This is a genomic window from Amorphus orientalis, assembly GCF_030814015.1.
GTDB lineage: Bacteria > Pseudomonadota > Alphaproteobacteria > Rhizobiales > Amorphaceae > Amorphus > Amorphus orientalis.
Genome location: NZ_JAUSUL010000002.1, coordinates 250,673 through 271,090, shown reverse-complemented (window position 1 = coordinate 271,090; position 20,418 = coordinate 250,673). Strand labels below are relative to the sequence as shown.

Genomic DNA, 20,418 nt, shown 5'->3' with positions numbered 1-20,418 from the left:
GGACACCGCCGGAGCGCTTGAGCCAAGTTGCACGTGACCGGACGCCCATCGGCAGATGCGCGCCCCGGGGGGAACGCCATGAACGTCCAGAAACCGACCGCCTACGAAGTCCCGCCCGTTCGACGCGCGATCGCGGTTCTCAAATATATCGGCGCCGGCAACACCTGCGCGAACATTTCCAAGGCGGCGAAGGACCTGTCGATCAACCGGACGACGCTGATCCGGCTGCTCCATACCCTCCACGACGAGCGCATGATCGAGGAGCGCGAACCCGGCGCCGGCTACCGGCTCGGCCTCGGCCTGGTCGGGCTGGCCAGCGATTCCATGAACGGACGCGACGTCATCCAGGTCAGCCGCCCGCGCCTCGCCACGCTGGCCGAGAAGACCGGCTTGTCTGCGCATCTCGGAATTCTCGACGGGCGCGACGTCGTGTATCTCGTGCGCACATCCCCGAATGCGCAGCTCGTGTCCAACGTCCGGGAAGGGACGCGGCTGCCGGCCCACGCCACGACCATGGGCCGGATCCTGCTCGCCGATCTCGACGAGGCCGACCTTGCCGCCCTTTACAAGGACGCGGAGATGGAAGGCTTTTCCAGCAAGACGGCGACCAGCTACGAAGCGCTGGCCGCGCAGATCGCGAGCGACCGGGCCGCAGGCATTGCCTGGAGCGCGGCGAACTTCGAACAGGGTATCGGCTCCTGCGCCTGCGCGGTCTTCGACCGGACCGGCCGGGCGGTGGCTGCGATTAACGTGTCCGGTCCCGACTGGGTGTTCGAGAAGGACAACGAGAAGCTCAGGGACATCGAGGCGGACATCCGCAGGACCGCGCGCGACATTTCCCAGAATCTGGGCTGCGCCCTTTAGAGCCATCACGCGGCTCGAAACGGGTGCCCGGCCGCGGCGATCCGCGACCGGACGAATGGCAGAGGTCAGGCCTTCTCGAAGACCACGCTCTCCGGCGCGGAGCTGCCGATCACGTACCAGACGGTGGCGGCGCCCGCGGAGTTGTTGCGGAACCAGTGCGGCTGGCCGGCCGGCGTCTTGACCAGATCGCGCGGGCCGAGCTCGACCTCGACCGTCTTGCCGTCTTCTTCCCAACCGACGGTCAGGCTGCCTTCCAGCACGAAGAAGGCGTCTTCGACGTCGCGGACGAACGGCTTCACGCCGACGCCCATCGGCACGCCCAGCATCTCCTTGCGGCAGGTGTCGTTGTCGATGCCGCCCGGGCCGACATAGACCTTGCGGGTGAAGCCGGCGGGATCCCACCGGGTCTCCAGCTCGTTGTGGCGGACCACGAACTTCGACATCAGCTGCTGGATCGGATGCGCGCCCTTCGGATCGAACGGCATGGTCTTGCCCGGCTGGGCGCCGAACGAGCGGGCCAGCTCCGGCGGGTGCTCCTTCGGATGGTAGTGGTAGACTGGCGGCAGCGGCTTGCCCACGTCGACGGAGATCGACATCAGCACCGGCTCGACGCCGTCGTTGCGGAAGCCGTGGCCGATCTCGCGCGCGTTCAGGATCATGTCCTTCGGGCCGAGACGGACCTCGACGACCTCGCCGTCCTTCTCCCAGCCGACGATCAGCGCGCCGTCGATGATGAGGAAGGATTCCTCGATCTCGTGGGAGTGGCAGGCCGCGTACTTGCCCGGCTCCTTGTAGATCAGGCTGAGGGTGAAATGGTCCGGCTTCAGAGTGGTCGTGTCACCGACCTTCGGGGAGCCACCGGCGCCGATATAGCGCATCTGGGCCCGCTCGAGCTCGGCGAAGCCGCTGTTGCTCGGGAACGCGTCCCAGTCGAATTCCTTGTCGACGAACCGGCCGACGTGCTGGAGCAGACGCTCCTTCAGCTCGGCGGGCTCACTCACGGCGTGAACGTTCATGCCAGCGCTCCTCTGGTGGGATCCATCGGGGCCGCGCCCCGTCCTTCGATAGCAACAACCTTAGCGACGCGTTGTTTTGCGGGCGATACCATGTTTTATATACAAAACGCATGAGCACCACAGGCGACGAAAATTCAGATGGTCCCGCAGAGCCGGGCGGCAAGGACCGGTATCTGGTTCCAGGCCTGATCCGGGGACTGGAGGTGCTGCGCGCCTTCACGCCCGAACGGCCGAATCTGAGCCTGAGCGAGATCGCGGAGCTTCTGGGGACGAGCCGCTCGGCGGCGTTCCGGACCGTCTATACCCTCGCCCATACCGGCTGCCTGCTGCACGACCAGCGCACCCAGACCTATGCGCTCGGCCCGGCGGTGCTGCGCCTGGGCTATGGCTATCTGGCGACGCGCGAGGTGGTGGAGGTGGCCTATCCGGAGCTGGAACGCCTGCGGGACCGCACCGACTGGTCCGCCCATATGGGCGTCCTCGACGGCACGTCGGTGCTCTACGTGCTGCGCCTGCCGGCGCCGCACCGGCTGACCGGGATCGTCCATGTCGGCTCCCGGCTGCCCGCCCGCAGCACCACCATGGGCCGCGTGCTGCTGGCCGATCTGGCGGAGGACACCCTGGTCGCGCTCTACCGCTCCGAGGCGCAGAAGACCGGGGTCTCCAGCCCGGAAACGCTCGCGACCGTCCTTGCCCAATGGCGCGACGACCGGACCCGCGCCCACGTTGCCCATATCGGAGACTTCGAGGCGGGCATCGCCAGCATCGCCGCGCCGGTGCGCGACATGACCGGTCAGGTCGTCGCGGCGATCAACCTCTCCGCTGCCGCCACCCCCGAGAACGTCGCCGATCTGCGGGACCGGCTCGCCGAAGAGATCACCCGGACTGCCGCGCGCATCTCCACGCTGCTCGGCTGGCATGGGGAGACGGGCAAGCCCCGGGACAGGTGACGACCGGAGGCAGGCCTTGCCCTGCGAAGCGGGGCAGTGGCGGATGCAACGGCATCACGCCCTTCCCGCCGGCAGCGGAATCGCGCCATCCCTCTCGCAGGATTTCTGGCGACGTCGCGCGGAGGCCCTCTCCGCTGCCGGTGCACTTCCTGCTCAGATCTTTCCATTCTAACGGAAAAGGCTCTACCGCACTCCGAGCAGGTCCCGAGCGACGATCATCCGCATGATCTCGTTGGTGCCTTCCAGGATCTGGTGGACGCGCAGGTCGCGGACGATCTTCTCCAGCCCGTACTCCGACAGGTAGCCGTAGCCGCCGTGGAGCTGCAGCGCGTCGTTGGCGACCGTAAAGCCGGTGTCGGTGACGAAGCGCTTGGCCATGGCGCACAGCCGCGTCGCGTTCGGCGCCTTCCCGTCCAGCGCAACCGCGGCCCGCCACAGAAAGGTGCGTGCCGCTTCCAGCTCGATCGCCATGTCGGCGACCTTGAACTGCAGCGCCTGGAACTCCTGCAGGTGTCGGCCGAAGGCCTTGCGCTCGCCCATGTAGCGCACCGTCTTGTCCAGCGCGGCCTGGGCCCCGCCGAGCGAGCAGGCGGCGATGTTGAGCCGCCCGCCGTCCAGCCCGGCCATGGCGATCCTGAAGCCGTCGCCCTCGTCACCGAGCCGGTTGTCCACAGGGACGCGCGCCCCGTCGAACATCACCGCGCGTGTCGGCTGGGCGTTCCAGCCCATCTTCGCCTCGTTGGCGCCGAAGCTGACGCCGGGCGTGTCCTTCGGGATCACGAGGGTCGAGATGCCTTTCGGCCCCTCGCCGCCGGTGCGGACCATGGCGACCAGAAGGTCGGTCGAGCCGGCGCCGGAGATGAACTGCTTCTGCCCGTCCACGACATAGTGATCGCCGTCGCGCACCGCCTTGGTGCGCAGGGCCGAGGCATCCGACCCGGCGTTCGCCTCCGTCAGGCAGTAGCTCGCCAGCCGGTCCATCGAACACAGATCCGGGAGAAAGGTGCTGCGCTGGTCGTCGGAGCCGAACCGATCGATCATCCAGGCGGCCATGTTGTGGATGGAAATGTAGGCGGCGACGGACGGACAGCCGGTGGACAGCGCCTCGAAGATCAGCGCGGCATCGAGACGGGTCAGCCCCGAGCCGCCGACATCGTCGGCGACATAGATGCCGCCCATGCCGAGTGCGGCTGCCTTGCGCAGCGTCTCCACCGGAAAGGTCTTTGACTGGTCCCAGTCGATCGCGTGCGGGGCGAGCTCGTCGGCAGCGAAGGAGAGCGCCATCTCCCGGATCGCGGCCTGCTCCTCGCTAAACGAAAAATCCATGCGTGTGCCTCGGTTCGCTCCACCCGGCGGCGGGCGCTTCGCGTGGCGCCCCTTCCGACAGATTCGGTACTCTAGCGATCCGGATATGAGATCCCAAGAGGGGCGATGGCCGGACCCCGACCTACCTCGGGTATACGCCAGGAAGGCGGCGCGACCCGAACGCGAGCCGCCGCCAAAAACCTTCCCGTTTGCCGCGCGCGGGCCGCTCAGAACGGTAACCCCTGCTCGGCTAACACCTTACGTCGCTTGTTGGAATCGTTCTGACAGAAGCTGCCGCGCTCAGCCTGTGGCGGCTCGGCAACAGATACACGCAAGCGTCACTTACCTGCATTGACCGTCAATTCGATTCTTGACTACTGAGGTCAAGAATATCCGGTCGCCACCCGTCCGCGCCGACATTCTGGCAGCCCCGAGACGCCTTGGCCAGAGACGTCACCTGCCAACTGCGCGGACAGGCCCGGCGGATCGGACCGGACCGACACCTCCGTCGGTGTCCGCCGGCAAGACAAACAGGCGACGCCTTCGGCCCGCCGGAAGCTCAGTAAAGGACGCGTCATGCCAGATCACACGTCGAGACGGACTTCCCAGAGGCTCGCGACCGCGGCCCTCGTTCTTCCCCTGGCCGCCTCTCCCGCCTTCGCCCAGGACCAGGCGATCGTCCTCGATACGATCGACGTTCAGGCCCAGAGCAACCAGGGTCTCGTCCAGGACGGCTACGTGCCCATCTCCGGCCGCATCGGCGCCAAGTCGGAAACGCCGATCGTCGACATCCCCCAGTCGATCTCCATCGTCACCCAGAAGCAGCTGGAAGACCTCAACCCCCAGGCCGTCGACCAGGCCGTGTCCTACGTTCCCGGCGTGACCACCGGTGCGTTCGGCTTCCAGCCCCGCTTCGATGCGTTCTATCTGCGCGGTTTCAGCGTCACCTATAACGGTCTCTACCGTGACGGCCTGCGCCAGTTCGCCTCGCCGAACGGCCAGTTCCGGTCGGAAACCTACGGACTGGAAGCCATCGAGGTCCTGAAGGGCCCGTCCGGCACCCTCTACGGCGCGTCGAGCCCCGGCGGCATCGTCAACCTGGTCACCAAGAAGCCGACCGAGCAGCCCTTCCGCGAAGTCATGGTCGAAGGCGGCACCTATGACCGCATTCAGGGCAACATGGATCTGTCCGGCCCGCTGAACGACGAAGGAACGGTGCTCTACCGCCTGACCGGCGTGCTTCGCGATTCCGGAACGGAGATGGACGCCGTCCCCGACGACCGCGTCTACATTGCCCCGGCGATCACCTTCAAGCCGACCGACGACACCACGCTGACCGTGCTCGGCGAATACATGAACGCCTCCACCGGCGGCAGCACCTTCTACTATTTCGACGGCACCGAGGTTCTCGACATTCCGGAGCCGGATCCGTCCTACAACGAGTTCAGCCAGGACCAGTGGCGGGTCGGCTACGAGTTCGAACACCGCTTCAACGAGACGTTCTCGGTGTTCTCCAACAGCCGCTACGCCGCCGTCGACGTGAACGAAGAATATTCCGGCATCGCCACGCTCACCCCGCGCACCCACTATGCCGGCCTGGCCCAGGACAACATGAATACCTTCGTCACGGACAACTTCCTGAAGGCGGAGTTCGACACCGGCATCGCCAGCCACACCTTCCTGGTCGGCGCGGCCTACAACTGGGTCGACTACGACAACTACCTTGGCTACGGCACCCTGCCGCGCGACGGCGCACCGCCGGTGGCCACCTGGAACGAGAGCCAGACCCAGCAGCAGTTCGGCATCTACGCCAACGACGAGATCGAGATCGACAACTTCATCATCAATCTCGGCACCCGCTACGACTGGCTGCACGCCGACACCGACACGGCTGCCGCCGCACCGGTGGAACAGAACGACGAAGAGTGGACCTACCGGGCAGCGCTGTCCTACCGGACGCCCTGGGGCCTCGTTCCCTATGTCAGCTACGGCACGACGTTCACGCCCAACGTGGGCACGCTGATCACCGGCGCGCCCGCCAAGCCGACCAGCGCCACCCAGGTCGAAGGCGGCGTGAAATACGCCATCCCCGGCTACAACGCGCTCGTGACCGCCTCGGTCTACCAGATCGACATGACGGACGGCGTGGTGTTCGACGCCTCCACCGGCATCAACGAGCAGGTTCAGCAGGACATGCTGAACACGGGCTTCGAGATCGAAGCCGTCGCCAGCCTCACCCAGGGCCTCAGCCTGACCGCCTCGTACGGCTACAACAACATCGAGATCCAGGAAGGCGCCCGCGACACCGAGGGCAACAAGCTGAACGGCGTGCCGTTCCATCAGGCCGCGATCTTCGCCGACTACACCTTCCAGAAGGGCTTTGCAGCCGGTCTCGGCGGCGGACTGGGCGTCCGCTATCTCGGCGAGAGCTACGGCGACGACTACAACATCATCAAGAACGATGCGCGGACCTTCGTCGACGCCGCCCTCCACTACGACTTCGACTATCGCACTCCGAAGCTCGAGGGCGTCCGCCTGCAGGTCAACGCCACGAACCTGTTCGACGAGCGCGGCACGATCTGTGCCGACGGCTACTGCTACAAGGATCCGGGCCGCACCATCATCGGCAGCCTGCGCTACCGGTTCTAGACCGCGCCCATGGAACCGGCTTCTGCAGCGAAGCAAACCGACCTGCCCGCGTCTCCCTTCGAGGCGCGGGCACTCGGGTTTCGCATCGACGATCACGCGATCCTCGACGGGATCGACCTCGCCATCCAGCCCGGTCTGGTCACCGGGCTGATCGGCCACAACGGCTCCGGCAAGTCCACGCTGATCAAGCTGATGGCCGGACAGATCAAGCCGTCCGGCGGCGCCCTCACCTTCGCCGGCAAGCCGGTGACGGACTGGCCCGAGCGCACGTTCGCGCGCCACGTCGCCTATCTGCCGCAGCAGACGCCCGGCTCCGTCGGGCTGACCGTGCGCGAACTGGTCCGTCTCGGCCGTTATCCCTGGCACGGCGCGCTCGGCCGTTTCGGTTCCGAGGATCAGGCCCACGTGGAGGAAGCCATCCGGCAATGCGGCATGACCGACTTCGCCGACCGGATGGTCGACACGCTCTCCGGCGGTGAGCGCCAGCGCGCCTGGATCGCCATGTGCCTCGCCCAGAACCCGGACTGCCTGCTTCTCGACGAGCCGACGTCGGCCCTCGACATCGCCCACCAGATCGAGGTGCTCGCCCTGGTTCGCCGGCTCTGTCACGAGCGCGGACTGACGGCGATCGTGGTGCTTCACGACGTCAACATGGCCGCAAGGTTCTGCGACCGGCTGCACGCTCTGAAGGCCGGCCGGCTGATTGCCGGGGGCACGCCGGAGACGATCATGACCCAGGCCTCCCTCTCCGCCATCTACGGCGTGGAGATGGAGATCCTCGCCCATCCCACGCTCGGCATCCCGATCGCGTGCGCCGGTTGATGCGATGACGTCGGGACCCGGTTTTCTCAGCCGCCGCAGCCTGCTCGCCGGGGCCGCCGCGTTCGTGGCCGCCGCCACCGCCGGCCGGCAGACCGCTGCAGCGGACGAGCCTCGGATCGTCTCCCTCGATTACGGGCTCGCCAACACCGCGATGGCGCTCGGCGTGACCCCGGTCGGGATCGCGGCGGCCGACGGCTGGGACAGGTTCGTCCAGGAGCCGCCGCTTCCCGACAGCGTCGTCGACCTCGGGATGGACCGCCTGATCAACATGGAGCGGCTCGCCGCTCTCGAGCCGGACCTGATCCTGGCCACGCCCTACACCCAGGCCCTCCGCTCGCGCCTTTCCGAAATCGCCCCTGTCCTGAGCCTCACCCTCTACGCACCCGACGGCGAGCCGCTCGACCGGTCCTACGCGGCGACCCGGGAACTGGGCGAACGGATCGATCGCGTCGACGCTGCGCGCGCCTATCTGGCCGAAGCCGACGCCACCTTTGCCGCCTGCCGCGAGCGGATCGCCGCGGCCGCTCCCGGACCCGTCGTGCTGGTGCACATGATCGATCCCCGGCACGCCCGGGTCTATGGCGCGCACGCCCTGTTCCAGAACGTGCTCGACCGGATCGGCCTGGAAAACGGCTGGCCCCACCCGACCAACTACTGGGGATTCCAGACCGTCGGCGTCGAGAAGCTCGCCGAAGCCGACCCGGAGTCCACCATCGTCGTGGTCCGGCCCTTCTACGAGGACGAGATCGAGCCGATCCTCGCGCGCAGCCAGTTGTGGAACCGGCTTCCGGCGATCGCCGCCGGCCGCACCATCACGCTTCCCGCGGTGCTCGCCTATGGCGCCGTTCCCTCCGCCGTCCGCTTCGCCGAACTCATCACGGACGCGATGACGACGGTGAACCGATGACGACGCCCATCGCCCTCCGGCTGCCGGTGATCGCGGCGCTCCTGTTCGGTCCGGCCGCCGCGCTCACTCTCATAGCCCTCGGTCCGGAGCTCATGCGGCTCGGCGCTCCGGCCGGGACCGGCTTCGACGTGGACCGGCTGGTGCTGCTGTATGCTGACCTGCCGCGACTGGCCACAGCCCTGCTCGCCGGCGCCGGGCTCGGCCTTTCCGGCGTCATCCTGCAGCAGGTGATGCGCAATCCGCTCGCCTCGCCCACCACGCTGGGGCTGTCGGCGGGCGCGGAACTGGCGCTGTCGATCGCCACCCTGTTCGCACCCGGCCTCCTCGTGTTCGGCCGGGACCTGCTTGCGCTCGTCGGCAGCGCACTGGCCGGGCTCGCGGTGTTCGCGATCGGCGCCCGGCGCAACTTCGCGCCCGTGGCCATCGTGCTGGCGGGCCTGATCGTCAGCCTCTACTGCAAGTCGCTGTCCACGATCCTGATCCTGCTGCACGACCGCTACCTGATGAGCCTGTTCATCTGGGGATCGGGGTCGCTCCACCAGCAGGACTGGAGCATCCCGCTGGATCTCCTGCCGCGGCTCGGGCTCCTCGCGATCGCAGCCGCCCTGCTGATCCGGCCGCTGGGTCTGCTGACCCTCTCCGACGCCCAGGCCCGTTCGCTCGGCCTCAAGATCGCGCTGGTGCGCTGGGGCGGGGTGGCGATCGCGTTGGCGCTGGCTGCCGTGATCACCAGCTCCGTCGGCGTGATCGGCTTCATCGGCCTCGTCGCGCCGACCGTGGCGCGGCTTGCCGGCGCCCGCCGTCTCGGAGCCCAGTTTGTCTGGGCCCCGGTGATCGGAGCCGGGTTGCTCTGGCTCACCGACGCCGTGGTCAGCCTCGCGGCCGGCCCGCTGGCCACGTTTCTTCCGACCGGCGCGGTCACCGCGCTGTTCGGCACGCCGCTTCTCCTCCTTCTGCTGCCCCGGCTGAAGGCGAGCGACCGGCGTGAGCCGCTGCCGTCCGCCCCCCGCCCGCCGAATACGGCGCGGCCGCCGGTCGTGCTCGGTACCGTCGCCGTCGGCCTTGCGGTCCTGTTCGCCCTCGCGGTCATGCTCGGCCGAGGCGTGGACGGCGGCTGGGTCATCGCCAGCGGCGATGCGCTCTCCACTGTCCTGCCCTGGCGCATCCCGAGGGTGCTTGCGGCCATCGCAGCAGGCGCGATGCTGGCCGTCGCCGGCACGATCCTGCAGCGGTTGACGTCCAACGAGATGGTCAGCCCGGAAGTGATCGGCGTGTCCGCAGGCGCGACCATGGGGCTCGGGATCGCCCTGTTCGTGACCGCTGCCCCGACGCTCACCGTCCTGCTCGGATCCGCAACCCTCGGAGCGGGACTGGTCCTGGTCGCGATCCTCGCGATGGGACGCAAATCCGGCTTCGCGCCGGAACGGATCGTGCTGACGGGTATCGCGCTGCTGGCCCTCCTCGACGCCTTCATCGGCCTGGTCTCGGCCTCGGGCGATCCGCGCGCGCTGCAGCTTCTGAGCTGGATGGCGGGAACCACCTACGGCATGGACCTGTCGACCGCGCTGATCTCGCTGGCGCTGATGCTCGTCCTCGCCGGCGCAACCTGCCTCACGGCGCGCTGGCTCGACATCATGCCGCTCGGACGATCCGCTGCCCGGGCCATCGGCGTCGCCACCTCGCGCGTCCAGGCGGTCATGCTTCTGATCGCGGTGGCGCTCACTGCGGCGGGAACGCTGGTGGTCGGACCCCTGTCCTTCGTCGGACTGATGGCCCCCCATCTCGCCCGCGAACTGGGACTGCGCCGGGCTCTGCCCCAGGTGGTCGGCGCCGCCATCGCCGGTGCGGCGATCATGATCGTCGCCGACTTCTTCGGCCGCAACGCCGGCTTTCCCTACGAGCTTCCGGCCGGACTGCTCTCCACCCTGGTCGGCGCCCCGTTCCTGCTCCTGCTCCTGCGCCGGCGGCAATAGGCCGACCGCGGCAAGGCCGCCTCCCCGTCCCTCCAAGACCGGAACCCGCATCCCCATGACCACCCAGGACCGCCTGACCGCAGAAGCCGTCGTGCCGCTGGAAGATGCCCAGGCGGTCCACGCCCGTCTCTGCGAGCATCTCAAAGAGCATGCCGAGGTCACGGTCGACGGCAACGTCGCCCGGATCGACAGCTATTATGGCGACGCCGACCTGAGCGTCAGCGCCGGCACGCTTCATGTCCGCGTGTCCGGGGTGGACGACACCCGGCTTTCGGTCATGAAGTCGGTGTTCGCCGAGCACCTCCACGAGCTGGCGACGGGGACGGTGCCCGCGTTCGCTTGGTCGGGAGCGGACGCGGCACGTCGCGACATCCCCTATCTGCGCGAACTCGTGGCGGTCGGCACCCGGCAGCTCACGCCCCGGATGCGGCGCGTGATCCTGAAAGGCGACGCCGCCCACTACGATACCGGCGACTATCATGTTCGCGTCCTGATCGCGCCGGAAGGCCGCGACCCGGTCTGGCCGCACGCCGCCCCCGACGGACGCACCATCTGGCCGACCGGCCCCGATGCCCTGACCCCGCGGGTCTACACCGTCCGCAGCGTCGATCTCGCAGCCAACGAGATCGCGATCGACGTGGTCCTGCACGACGGGTCGGCGGGCACGCGCTGGGCCCAGAGCATTGCTCTTGGCGACCGCGTCGGCCTCCTCGGTCCTGGCGGAAGCGGCAGGCCGCCGGAAGCCGACGCCTATGTCTTCGCCGGCGACGAGACCGCGCTGCCGGTGATCGCCCGCATGGCCGAAACGCTGCCGGCGAGCGCCCGTCTGATCACCCGGATCGAAATCGCGGACCAGGATGAGGAACAGCCGATCGCGACGGCAGCCGATCTCGATCTGGGCTGGCTGCACCGGGGGGCGACCGCCGCAGGCGACAGCGATCTCCTGGAACGTGCCGTCCGCGACCTGGACTGGAACGCCCTGCCGGAGCGAATTTTCGTGTTCGTCGCCGCCGAGCAGGCCGCCACGCGGCGGATCCGGTCCTTCCTCGACAAGGAACGCGGTCTCCACAAGTCGAGCCGACTGGCTGCCGCCTACTGGCGCAAGGACGCATCCACAACAACCGACTGAGGGCACCCCGGCCCGAAAGACCGCGATTTCCGGTCCGTGCCCGGCAGAACCTTCCTCGATGCCAGGCCATCGACGTCTTTACGGGGACTAAGGCCGGTTGCGCGGTTTACATGAATATGCATAGATTTTAGCCGCGCCGCGATCGGCGGCATCTTTTTCAGCGCGGCGGGGGAGCTTTCTTGAAGACAACGGTTATCGGTGGCGGAAACGGGTCCTTCGCGGCGGCCGTCGACATCACGCTGCGCGGCCACAAGGTGAGCTTCTGGCGGCGGGATCCCGCTGCCCTCGGGCCGGCCAGGGCCGCGGGGGGAATCGAGCTCAAGGATTTCGAGGGGACCCGGTTCGTGCCGCTCGCCGAGATCACCAGCGATCTCGGCCAGGCCGTCGAAGGCGCCGAGCTGATCGTCGCGCCCATCCCCGCCTTCGGACAGGAAGACCTTGCAAAGGCGCTGGCTCCGTATCTGAGCGACGGCCAGGTCATTTACCTGCCGCCGGGCACGTTCGGCAGCTATGTGATGATGAAGGCCCTGCGCGAGGCCGGCTGCACCGCCGACGTGGCGATTGCCGAGACCGGCACGCTCCCCTGGCTGTGCCGCAAGCACGGCGACAACCTGATCGCCATCACCACGCGCGCGACACGGCTGCCCACCGGCGTTTTTCCAGCGCGCCATTCCGAGCGGGCCCTGGCGGTGATCGAACAGGCCTTCCCCGGCGCGATCGAGCCGGTCGAGGACGCGCTGTCCGGCGCGCTGATGAATGCGGGACCGATCATCCACCCCCCGCTGATCGTGATGAACGCCGGCCCGATCCAGCATTTCGAGCACTGGGACATCCACAACGAGGGCACACAGCCCACGATCCGTGCCGTCACCACGACGCTCGATGGCGAACGCATCGCCGTGCGTGAGGCGCTTGGCTACGCCGCCCCGCACTTCCCGCTGGCGGACCACTATTCCGCCGACGGGGACGAGTGGATGTACGGCGCGCTCGCCCACGACAAGCTCACCGACTCCGGCGACTGGCGGGAGAAGCTGGACCTCTACACCCATCGCTACATGCGCGAGGACCTGGCCCTCGGACTCGGCTTCATCGTGTCGGTCGGGCGCTGGCTCGGGACGCCGACGCCCGTCGCTGCCGGACTGTTCGCGATCGGAGGCGCGATGGTCGGCGAGGACTTCGAAGCCCAGGGGCGTACCTTGGAGAAACTCGGCCTGGCCGCCCTGAACCGGCAGGAAATGATCGACCTTCTGCGCGAGGGGATCTGAGATGGCACCGCGGATCTGCGCCGTCGGTGCGGGACGGATGGGGCGCGGCATCGCCCATGTGTTCGCCTATGCCGGCTCCGAGGTCACGCTGCTCGACGCCAAGGACCGGCCGGAAGCCGACTTCGAGCGGCTGCGGTCCGAAGCCCTGGCCGACATCCGCGCGGCGCTGTCCATGCTGGCCGAGCTCGGCCTGTTCGAGCCCTCCGCCATCGACCGCATCCTCGAGCGGATCCGGGTCTGCCGCCGCAGCGAGGCCGACCAGGCGCTCGCCGGCGCCTCCTTCGTCTTCGAGGGCGTGCCGGAGGTGAAGGAAGCCAAGGCCGAGGCCTTCGCGCTGGTCGATCCGCATCTGGCCGAGGGTGCCGTGGTCGCATCCACCACCTCCACCTTCCTGGTCGACGACCTGATCGACATGGTGTCGCGGCCCGACCGGTTCCTGAACGCGCACTGGCTCAATCCGGCCTATCTGATCCCGCTGGTGGAATTGATGCCGTCCGAGCGCACCGCCGAAGCGGCGACGGCCGCACTGGAGGCGCTTCTGTCGGAGATCGGGAAGGTGCCGGTCCGGCTGAAGGCCTCGCCGGGCTACATCGTGCCGCGGACCCAGACCCTTGTGATGAACGAGGCCGCCCGGATGGCGGAGGAAGGCGTCGCCTCTCCCGAGGACATCGACAAGGCCCTGATCTACGGAATGGGGTTCCGCTTCGCCGTGCTCGGCGCGCTGGAGTTCATCGACTGGGGCGGCAACGATATCCTTTACTATGCCAGCCGCTACATGACCGGGGCGACCGGTGCAGAGCGCTTCAAGGCGCCCGATATCATCGACCGCAACATGCAGGAGGGCCGCAACGGACTGCGCGACGGCCAGGGCTTCTTCGACTATCGCGACCGCGACGTGGACGCCTATCGCAAGGAACGGCTCGGCCGCCTGCTCGACCAGCTTCGCCTGCTGGACCTTGCACGCCCTCCGGCGTGAGGTCCGGCCAAACGACCTGAAAAGAAAAATCGCACCACCAGACCTGTCGAACGATCTCGGGCGCTTCGGCGCCCAAGCAGAGGGGAAAAGCAATGACCTTCCAGACCTGCCTCAAGTCGGTGGCGGCCGGCGCGCTGCTCGCCGCATTTGCCGCCGCTCCCGGCCACGCCGAGGAGATCGAGATCAAGGCCGTGACCGCCTTCCCGAAACCGGTCGAATTCGCCAAGAGCTTCGCGCGCTTCGTGGAGAAGGCGAACGAGATGGGCGAAGGCGTCTTCCAGATCAACTATATGGGCGGCCCGGAGGTGATCCCGCCGCCGCAGCAGGCCCAGGCGATCCGCCGCGGCGTGATCGACATGCAGTACGGCCCGGGCACCTATTATCTCGGCGAAATGCCGGAAGTGGACGCCTGGGTCGGCTCCACCGTCAGCGCCATGGAGGGCCGCGAGAAGGGCGGCTTCGCCATCATGCAGGAGGTCTACAAGGAAGGGCTCGGCGCCTATCTCCTCGCGCACATCGACACCGGCGTGGACTTCCACATCTACCTGACGGAAGAGCCGGAGCGCACGGCGGACGGCGGCGTGGATCTCACCGGCCTGAAGCTGCGCAGCCAGCCGATCTACCGCGAATTCTTCGATACGCTCGGCGCGACGACGGTCTCCGTGCCGGTTCCGGAAGTCTATACGGCGCTCGAGCGCGGCGTCGTCGACGGCATCGGCTGGCCGCTGGTGGGCATCACCGACCTCTCGTGGGACGAGTTCCTGAAGTACCGGATCGATCCGCCCTTCTTCCAGACCGACCTGGCGATCATGATGAACGCCGAAAAGTGGGCCGAGCTGCCGGAAGAGGCCCGGGAAATCCTGACCAAGGCCGCGATCGAGTACGAGAAGGAATCCTATGATCACTATCAGACCGTGATCAAGGAAACCGACGAGGCCGTCCGCGCCGACGGAATGCAGGTGATCGACATCACCGGTGACGCCCGTCAGGCCTATCTGGACGAGGCATTCGCGACCGCCTGGAAGCGCCTGAAGGACAGCGGAAGCGCCCACTACGACGATCTGCGCGACGCTTACTACGACCGCTGAGACAACTCAGCAGCAACCGGGACCGGCGGCAGCAGACCGCCGGTTCCTGTCGTTCCGACGCCCCGCCGGAGACCCGATGCGCGCGCTGATCCGCTGCTACGATGCCCTCATCATCGGCTTTGCCGTTGCCGGAGCCGCCACGCTCGCCGTCTCCACGGCGCTGATCGTGGCGGACGTCCTCCTGCGCAATTTCGGTCTGCAGCCGCTGCGGTTCGCGAGCGCGCTCGTGGAGTACGCGATGCTCGCCGCCACCATGGGCGGCGCGCCCTGGCTCGTCCGGCGCAAGGGACACGTCGCGGTCGGCAGCCTGATCGAGCAGCTGCCGGGTCCCGCCTACAGGACGATCCTGGTGTCCGGCATGATCCTGTCCCTCGGCGTCTGTGCCTTTCTCGGCTGGCGGGCGATGCTTCTGGCCGCAGACGCCATCGACCGGGGCGCGGTCGACATCCGGTCCATCGACGTGCCCGGCTGGGTCGCCTACGCGCTCCTGTCGCTGGGTCTCATCCTGTGCGCGACGGAATTCCTGCGTCTTCTGATCCTCGGCCGGACGGCGCTCGGCAACCAGCACGGCAGCGGAGCCTGAGCGATGGATTGGCCTCAGGCAGCAGTCCTTCTCCTCGGCGGCATCGTTGTGCTGATGGCCCTCGGCGTGCCGGTGGCCTTCGCGTTCCTGACGATCAACATCGTGGGCGTGCTGGTGTTCATGGGGGGCATGGCCGGCATCGACCAGCTCGTCGACAACGCCAGCGGCACCGTCACCACGTTCACGCTGGTGCCCGTCCCGCTGTTCATGATCATGGGCGAGCTGTTCTTCCACACGGGACTTGCGATGCGCGTGTTCGACGCCCTCGACAAGTGCCTCGGCGGCGTCCGCGGCCGCCTCTCCTATCTGACCGTGGGGGGCGGCACGCTGTTCGCCACGCTCTCCGGCTCCTCGATGGCCAACACCGCCATGCTCGGCTCGCTGATGACGCCGGAGATGCTGAAGCGGGGCTACAAGAAGCACATGATCATGGGCCCGATCCTGGCGACGGGCGGGCTTGCCATGATCATCCCGCCGTCCACGCTGGCGGTGCTGCTGGGCTCGCTCGCGCGCATCGACGTCGGCGCCCTCCTGATCGCCGGCATCGTGCCGGGACTGATCCTCGCCGTCCTGTACGTGGTGACGATCCGCATCCTGATCGCCCGCGATCCGGACGCCGCTCCCGGCTACGCCACCGAGCGCGCATCGCTCAGTGAGATCATCAGGGCATTCGCCGTCAACGTTCTGCCGATGGGGCTGATCGTCTTTTCGGTGATCGGACTGATCCTGCTCGGCTGGGCCACCCCGACCGAAAGCGCGGCGTTCGGCGTGCTGTCAGTCGTGGTGCTGGCGATCTGCTACCGGGCCCTGACCTGGGACGCGATCGTCAAATCGCTGACGGAATCGCTCGCCGTCACCGCGATGATGTTCCTGATCATCCTCGGATCGTCGACGTTCTCCCAGGTGCTCGCCTTTTCCGGCGCCACGTCCGGGCTGCTGTCCTGGGCGACCAGCTTCGACGTGGGCCCCCACGTGATGCTCTTCGCCATGCTCCTGACGCTGATCGTGCTGGGCATGTTCATGGACCAGCTCTCCATGATGATGCTGACGCTGCCCATCTTCATGCCGCTGATCCAGTCGCTCGGGCTCGACCCGATCTGGTTCGGGGTGGTTATGCTGCTGGCGCTGGAACTCAGCCTGGCGACCCCGCCCTTCGGCATGCTGCTGTTCCTGATGGTGGGCGTGGGGCCGCCCGGCACGACCCTCGGCGAAGTCGCGCGCGCCGCGGCGCCCTATATCGCCTGCACCCTGCTCCTGATCCTGCTTCTGGTGCTGGTGCCGGAGATCGCGCTGTTCCTGCCCAATCTGATGAACTGAGCCTGCGGGCCGTGTTCCGTAGCGCGCCGATTGCGGCCGTCATCGGCCCCGGCCGCCGATACGCCATTTGAATTTTCACTAAACAAATTTGTGCAGCGCACGCTCGCCCAGGCGCGGTGCAGCATGGAAAACGCTTTACAGAATTGTTTAGTAGGTAAACACTCTCCTCTCCATGTTGCGGTCTGACGCTCGCCTCAAAAAACAACGCGTCAGCCGAACGAGGGAGGGAGAGAGATGAAGCGACTTATGACGGCGGCGTGCGCGCTCGCCATGGGACTGGGCGTGTCGGCGGCCGAAGCGCAGGAGGGCGAACTGACGCTCTGCTGGGCGGCCTGGGACCCCGCAAACGCCCTGCAGGAACTCGGCAAGGACTTCACCCAGAAGACCGGCATCGAGATGAACTACGAGTTCGTCCCGTGGACCAGCTTCGCCGACCGGTTCCTCAACGAGCTGAACAGCCAGGGCAAGCTCTGCGACCTGATGATCGGCGACAGCCAGTGGCTCGGCCTGGGCGCCGAATTCGGTCACTACGTCCAGCTGAACGATTTCTTCGAGCAGGAAGGGATCTCGATGGACGATTTCCTTCCCGCCGGCGTCTACAACTACGCGACCTGGCCGAAGGGATCGGAGAACTACTGGGCGCTCCCGGCGATGGGCGATGCGGTCGGCTACGTCTACCGCAAGGACTGGTTCGCCATGCCGGAGATCCGCGAGGCCTTCCAGGCGGAGTACGGACGTGAACTGGCCCCGCCGGAGACCTGGGACGAGCTTCTGGAAACCGCGAAGTTCTTCCAGGGCCGCGAGATCGACGGCCAGACCCGGTACGGCATCGCGCTCTACACCGAACGCGGCTCCGAAGGCATCACCATGGGCGTGACCAACGCGCTCTATGCCTGGGACGTCGAGTACGACAACCCGGACCAGCCCTACGAGATGGAGGGCTACTTCAATTCCGAAGCCGCCGTGGAAGCGCTCGAGGCCTACAAGGAACTCTACGAGTGCTGTACGCCTCCGGGCCACTCGGACGCCTACATGGTCGACAATCTCGACGCCTACAAGTCGGGCCAGACGGCCATGCAGATGAACTTCTTCGCCTTCTTCCCCGGCATCGCCAAGGACGAGGCGGTCGGCGGCGAGGTCTCCGGATTCTTCGTCAATCCGAGCGCGAAGACAGAGGCCAGCGTGCTCGGCGGCCAGGGCATTTCGGTCGTGTCCTACTCCGACAACAAGGACGACGCGCTGGAGTACATCAAGTGGTTCGCCCAGCCGGACGTGCAGCAGCGGTGGTGGGACCTGGGTGGCTACTCGGTCCACAAAGCCGTCCTTGAAGACCCCGGCTTCGTGGACTCCCAGCCGTTCGCCGGGCAGTTCCTGGAGGCCATGTCCAACGTGCGTGACTTCTGGCAGGAGCCGACCTACGCGGAGCTGCTCCAGTCGATGCAGCGGCACATGCACGACTACATCGTGGCCGATCAGGGCACGGCTCAGGAGGCCCTCGACGCCACGATCGAGGACTGGGACTTCACCTTCGAGTCCGTCGGCAAGAAATAAGCCGCTTCCTCCCGTGGCGGACGCTTCCTGCGCCCGCCACCCGCGAAGCCGGCCGGCGGGCGCCTCTCCCCTGACCGGATGCCCGCCGGCCTCCCTTTCCGATCCGTTTCGATGCGATGCGAAGTGCCATGAACGCGCCCGATCATCCCGACACCGTCCGAGCCGCCGAGGCGGCCCCTCCGCCGCCCCCGCGCCGCCGGGGCCTCTCAGACCGGGCGCTCGCCTGGGTCTTCATCGCGCCGGTGATCGCGCTCCTTCTGGCGATCAACATCTTCCCGCTGCTTTGGAACATCTGGCTGTCGTTCACCAACTACCGCGCCAACCGTCCGGGGATGGACGTGCGCGGCATGGGGACCGGCAACTACGAACGCCTGCTCGGCCAGGACGACGTCTGGGAATCCCTGCAGCACACCGCCCACTTCGTGACCTGGTCGCTGTTCTTCCAGGTCGTGATCGGCTTCGCGCTTGCCTGGCTGATCAACAAGCAGTTCCGCGGGTCGGGCCTCTGGACCACGCTGATCGTGCTGCCGATGATGCTGTCGCCGGCCGTGGTCGGCACCTTCTGGACCTATCTCTACCAGCCGCAGGTGGGTATCTTTAACGCCATCGTCGGCTTCTTCACCGGCTCCACCCACTTCTCCATGATCGCCGACCGCGACCTCGCTCCCTGGGCGATCGTGCTGGTCGACACCTGGATGTGGACGCCGTTCGTGATGCTGATCTGCCTGGCGGGCCTGCGCTCGGTGCCCCAGGACCTGTACGAGGCGGCCGAGATCGACGGTGCCAGCCCGCTGCGCCAGTTCGTGACCATCACCCTGCCCATGGTGCTGCCCTTCCTGATGCTCGCCGTCCTGTTCCGGGGCATCGAGAACTTCAAGATGTTCGACATGGTGGTCGAGCTGACCTCCGGCGGGCCCGGCTCGGTGACGGAACTCGCCAACATCTTCCTGAAGCGGGAAGCGTTCGAGAAGTGGCGCACCGGCTACGCGGCCGCGCTTGCCGTCATTCTCTTCGTCACGGTGTTCGGCTTCGCCAACATCTACGTGAAGGCCTGGAACACGGTGAAGCAGCGATGAGCACCTCCGCCCACTCCATCGTCGAGCCCGGCCCGCGCATCAAATGGGTCGCCGGCATCCTGGTCGCGGCCTACGCGCTCCTGACGCTGATCCCGATCGTCTGGATCGTGATGACCGGCTTCAAGTCGCCTACCGACGCGATCGCCTATCCGCCGAAGGTCTTCTTCGAGCCGACGCTCGAAGGCTACGTGAACGTGTTCACCTCGCGTTCGCGCCAGTCGCCGGAATACATGGCCAACCTGCCGCCGGCGGAGACCTGGTACGAGGAGCTGGTGCGCAAGCGGAACATGGTCATCACCGGCCCGTCGCGCTTCGCCGACCGCTACACGAACTCGCTGATCATCGGATTCGGATCGACGTTCCTGACCGTGGTCCTGGGGGTGATGGCGGCCTACGCGTTCTCGCGCTTCAAGGTCCCCCTCAAGGACGACCTGATGTTCTTCATCCTGTCGACCCGCATGTTCCCACCCGTGGCCGTCGCGATCCCGATCTTCCTCATGTACCGAGAGCTCGGCCTGTCGGACACGCATCTGGGCATGATCGTGCTTTACACGGCGGTGAACCTGTCGCTCGCCGTCTGGCTGCTGAAAGGCTTCATCGACGAGATCCCGCGCGAATACGAGGAAGCGGCGATGGTCGACGGCTACAGCCGGTTCCAGGCCTTCATGAAGGTGGTGCTGCCCCAGGCGAAGGCCGGCATCGCCGCGACCGCGATCTTCAGCCTGATCTTCTCGTGGAACGAGTACAACTTCGCGATCCTGCTGACCTCGGGCAACGCCCAGACCGCGCCGCCCTTCATTCCGCTGATCATCGGCGAAGGCGGGCTCGACTGGCCGGCTGTCGCCGCCGCCACCACGCTCTTCATCCTGCCGGTCCTGTTCTTCACGGTGCTTCTGAGGAAGTACCTCCTGGCCGGCATCACCTTCGGCGCCGTCAGGTGAGGACAC

At 67.1% G+C, this 20,418-nt stretch carries 17 protein-coding genes; 15 read left to right on the top strand and 2 right to left on the bottom strand.

The genetic code is table 11. The features are described from left to right. The first annotated feature begins 78 nt into the window (after positions 1–78). Entirely contained in the window at positions 79–864 is a 786-nt protein-coding gene (locus J2S73_RS09080) for an IclR family transcriptional regulator (protein WP_306885198.1), read from the top strand. 65 nt (positions 865–929) lie between these two features. Here J2S73_RS09080 and J2S73_RS09075 read toward each other — a convergent pair whose 3' ends face one another. After that, positions 930–1,880 carry a cupin domain-containing protein gene (locus J2S73_RS09075; RefSeq protein WP_306885197.1) on the bottom strand — a complete coding sequence of 317 codons (951 nt, stop codon included), beginning with the start codon at positions 1,878–1,880 and terminating at the stop codon, positions 930–932. A gap of 110 nt (positions 1,881–1,990) precedes the next feature. Here J2S73_RS09075 and J2S73_RS09070 point away from each other — a divergent pair, with 110 nt between their 5' ends. Beyond that, complete coding sequence (locus J2S73_RS09070; protein WP_306885196.1) at positions 1,991–2,830, top strand: IclR family transcriptional regulator; 840 nt, start codon at positions 1,991–1,993, stop codon at positions 2,828–2,830. Between the two features lie 183 nt (positions 2,831–3,013). Here the strand turns inward: J2S73_RS09070 and J2S73_RS09065 are convergent, their stop codons facing one another. Further along, a complete protein-coding gene (locus J2S73_RS09065) occupies positions 3,014–4,156 on the bottom strand; it encodes an isobutyryl-CoA dehydrogenase (RefSeq protein ID WP_306885195.1) in 1,143 nt (380 codons plus the stop codon). A 555-nt stretch (positions 4,157–4,711) separates the two neighbouring features. On the opposite strand from J2S73_RS09065, the gene J2S73_RS09060 reads away from it, so the two are divergent. The 13 genes from J2S73_RS09060 to J2S73_RS09000 all read left to right on the top strand — a co-directional run bounded on the left by J2S73_RS09060 (position 4,712) and on the right by J2S73_RS09000 (position 20,412). Next, positions 4,712–6,784, top strand: a complete 2,073-nt coding sequence (locus J2S73_RS09060) for a TonB-dependent siderophore receptor (protein ID WP_306885194.1) — start codon at positions 4,712–4,714, stop codon at positions 6,782–6,784. Positions 6,785–6,793: 9 nt separating this feature from the next. Beyond that, on the top strand, positions 6,794–7,606 hold the full coding sequence (locus tag J2S73_RS09055) for an ABC transporter ATP-binding protein (RefSeq protein ID WP_306885193.1): 813 nt from the start codon (positions 6,794–6,796) through the stop codon (positions 7,604–7,606). Positions 7,607–7,610: 4 nt separating this feature from the next. Then, positions 7,611–8,513: an ABC transporter substrate-binding protein gene (locus J2S73_RS09050; RefSeq protein WP_306885192.1), complete on the top strand. Its 903-nt coding sequence runs from the start codon at positions 7,611–7,613 to the stop codon at positions 8,511–8,513. Then, a complete protein-coding gene (gene fhuB, locus J2S73_RS09045; RefSeq protein WP_306885191.1) occupies positions 8,510–10,486 on the top strand; it encodes a Fe(3+)-hydroxamate ABC transporter permease FhuB in 1,977 nt (658 codons plus the stop codon). Before J2S73_RS09050 ends, fhuB begins: the two co-directional genes overlap by 4 nt. A gap of 55 nt (positions 10,487–10,541) precedes the next feature. Continuing rightward, a complete protein-coding gene (locus tag J2S73_RS09040) occupies positions 10,542–11,615 on the top strand; it encodes a siderophore-interacting protein (RefSeq protein ID WP_306885190.1) in 1,074 nt (357 codons plus the stop codon). Positions 11,616–11,794: 179 nt separating this feature from the next. Then, positions 11,795–12,880 (top strand): NAD/NADP-dependent octopine/nopaline dehydrogenase family protein, encoded by a 1,086-nt coding sequence (locus J2S73_RS09035; RefSeq protein ID WP_306885189.1) that lies wholly within the window; start codon positions 11,795–11,797, stop codon positions 12,878–12,880. Between the two features lies 1 nt (position 12,881). Next, entirely contained in the window at positions 12,882–13,856 is a 975-nt protein-coding gene (locus tag J2S73_RS09030; RefSeq protein ID WP_306885188.1) for a 3-hydroxybutyryl-CoA dehydrogenase, read from the top strand. A 92-nt stretch (positions 13,857–13,948) separates the two neighbouring features. Further along, entirely contained in the window at positions 13,949–14,944 is a 996-nt protein-coding gene (gene dctP / locus J2S73_RS09025) for a TRAP transporter substrate-binding protein DctP (protein ID WP_306885187.1), read from the top strand. 76 nt (positions 14,945–15,020) lie between these two features. Then, entirely contained in the window at positions 15,021–15,527 is a 507-nt protein-coding gene (locus J2S73_RS09020) for a TRAP transporter small permease (protein ID WP_306885186.1), read from the top strand. 3 nt (positions 15,528–15,530) lie between these two features. After that, complete coding sequence (locus J2S73_RS09015) at positions 15,531–16,844, top strand: TRAP transporter large permease (RefSeq protein WP_306885184.1); 1,314 nt, start codon at positions 15,531–15,533, stop codon at positions 16,842–16,844. A gap of 234 nt (positions 16,845–17,078) precedes the next feature. After that, on the top strand, positions 17,079–18,395 hold the full coding sequence (locus J2S73_RS09010; protein WP_306885183.1) for an ABC transporter substrate-binding protein: 1,317 nt from the start codon (positions 17,079–17,081) through the stop codon (positions 18,393–18,395). 128 nt (positions 18,396–18,523) lie between these two features. Next, entirely contained in the window at positions 18,524–19,471 is a 948-nt protein-coding gene (locus J2S73_RS09005; protein ID WP_306885182.1) for a carbohydrate ABC transporter permease, read from the top strand. Further along, the gene (locus tag J2S73_RS09000) at positions 19,468–20,412 is read left to right on the top strand and encodes a carbohydrate ABC transporter permease (protein ID WP_306885181.1); all 945 of its coding nucleotides are present in this window, start codon (positions 19,468–19,470) and stop codon (positions 20,410–20,412) included. Before J2S73_RS09005 ends, J2S73_RS09000 begins: the two co-directional genes overlap by 4 nt. Positions 20,413–20,418: the final 6 nt, after the last annotated feature.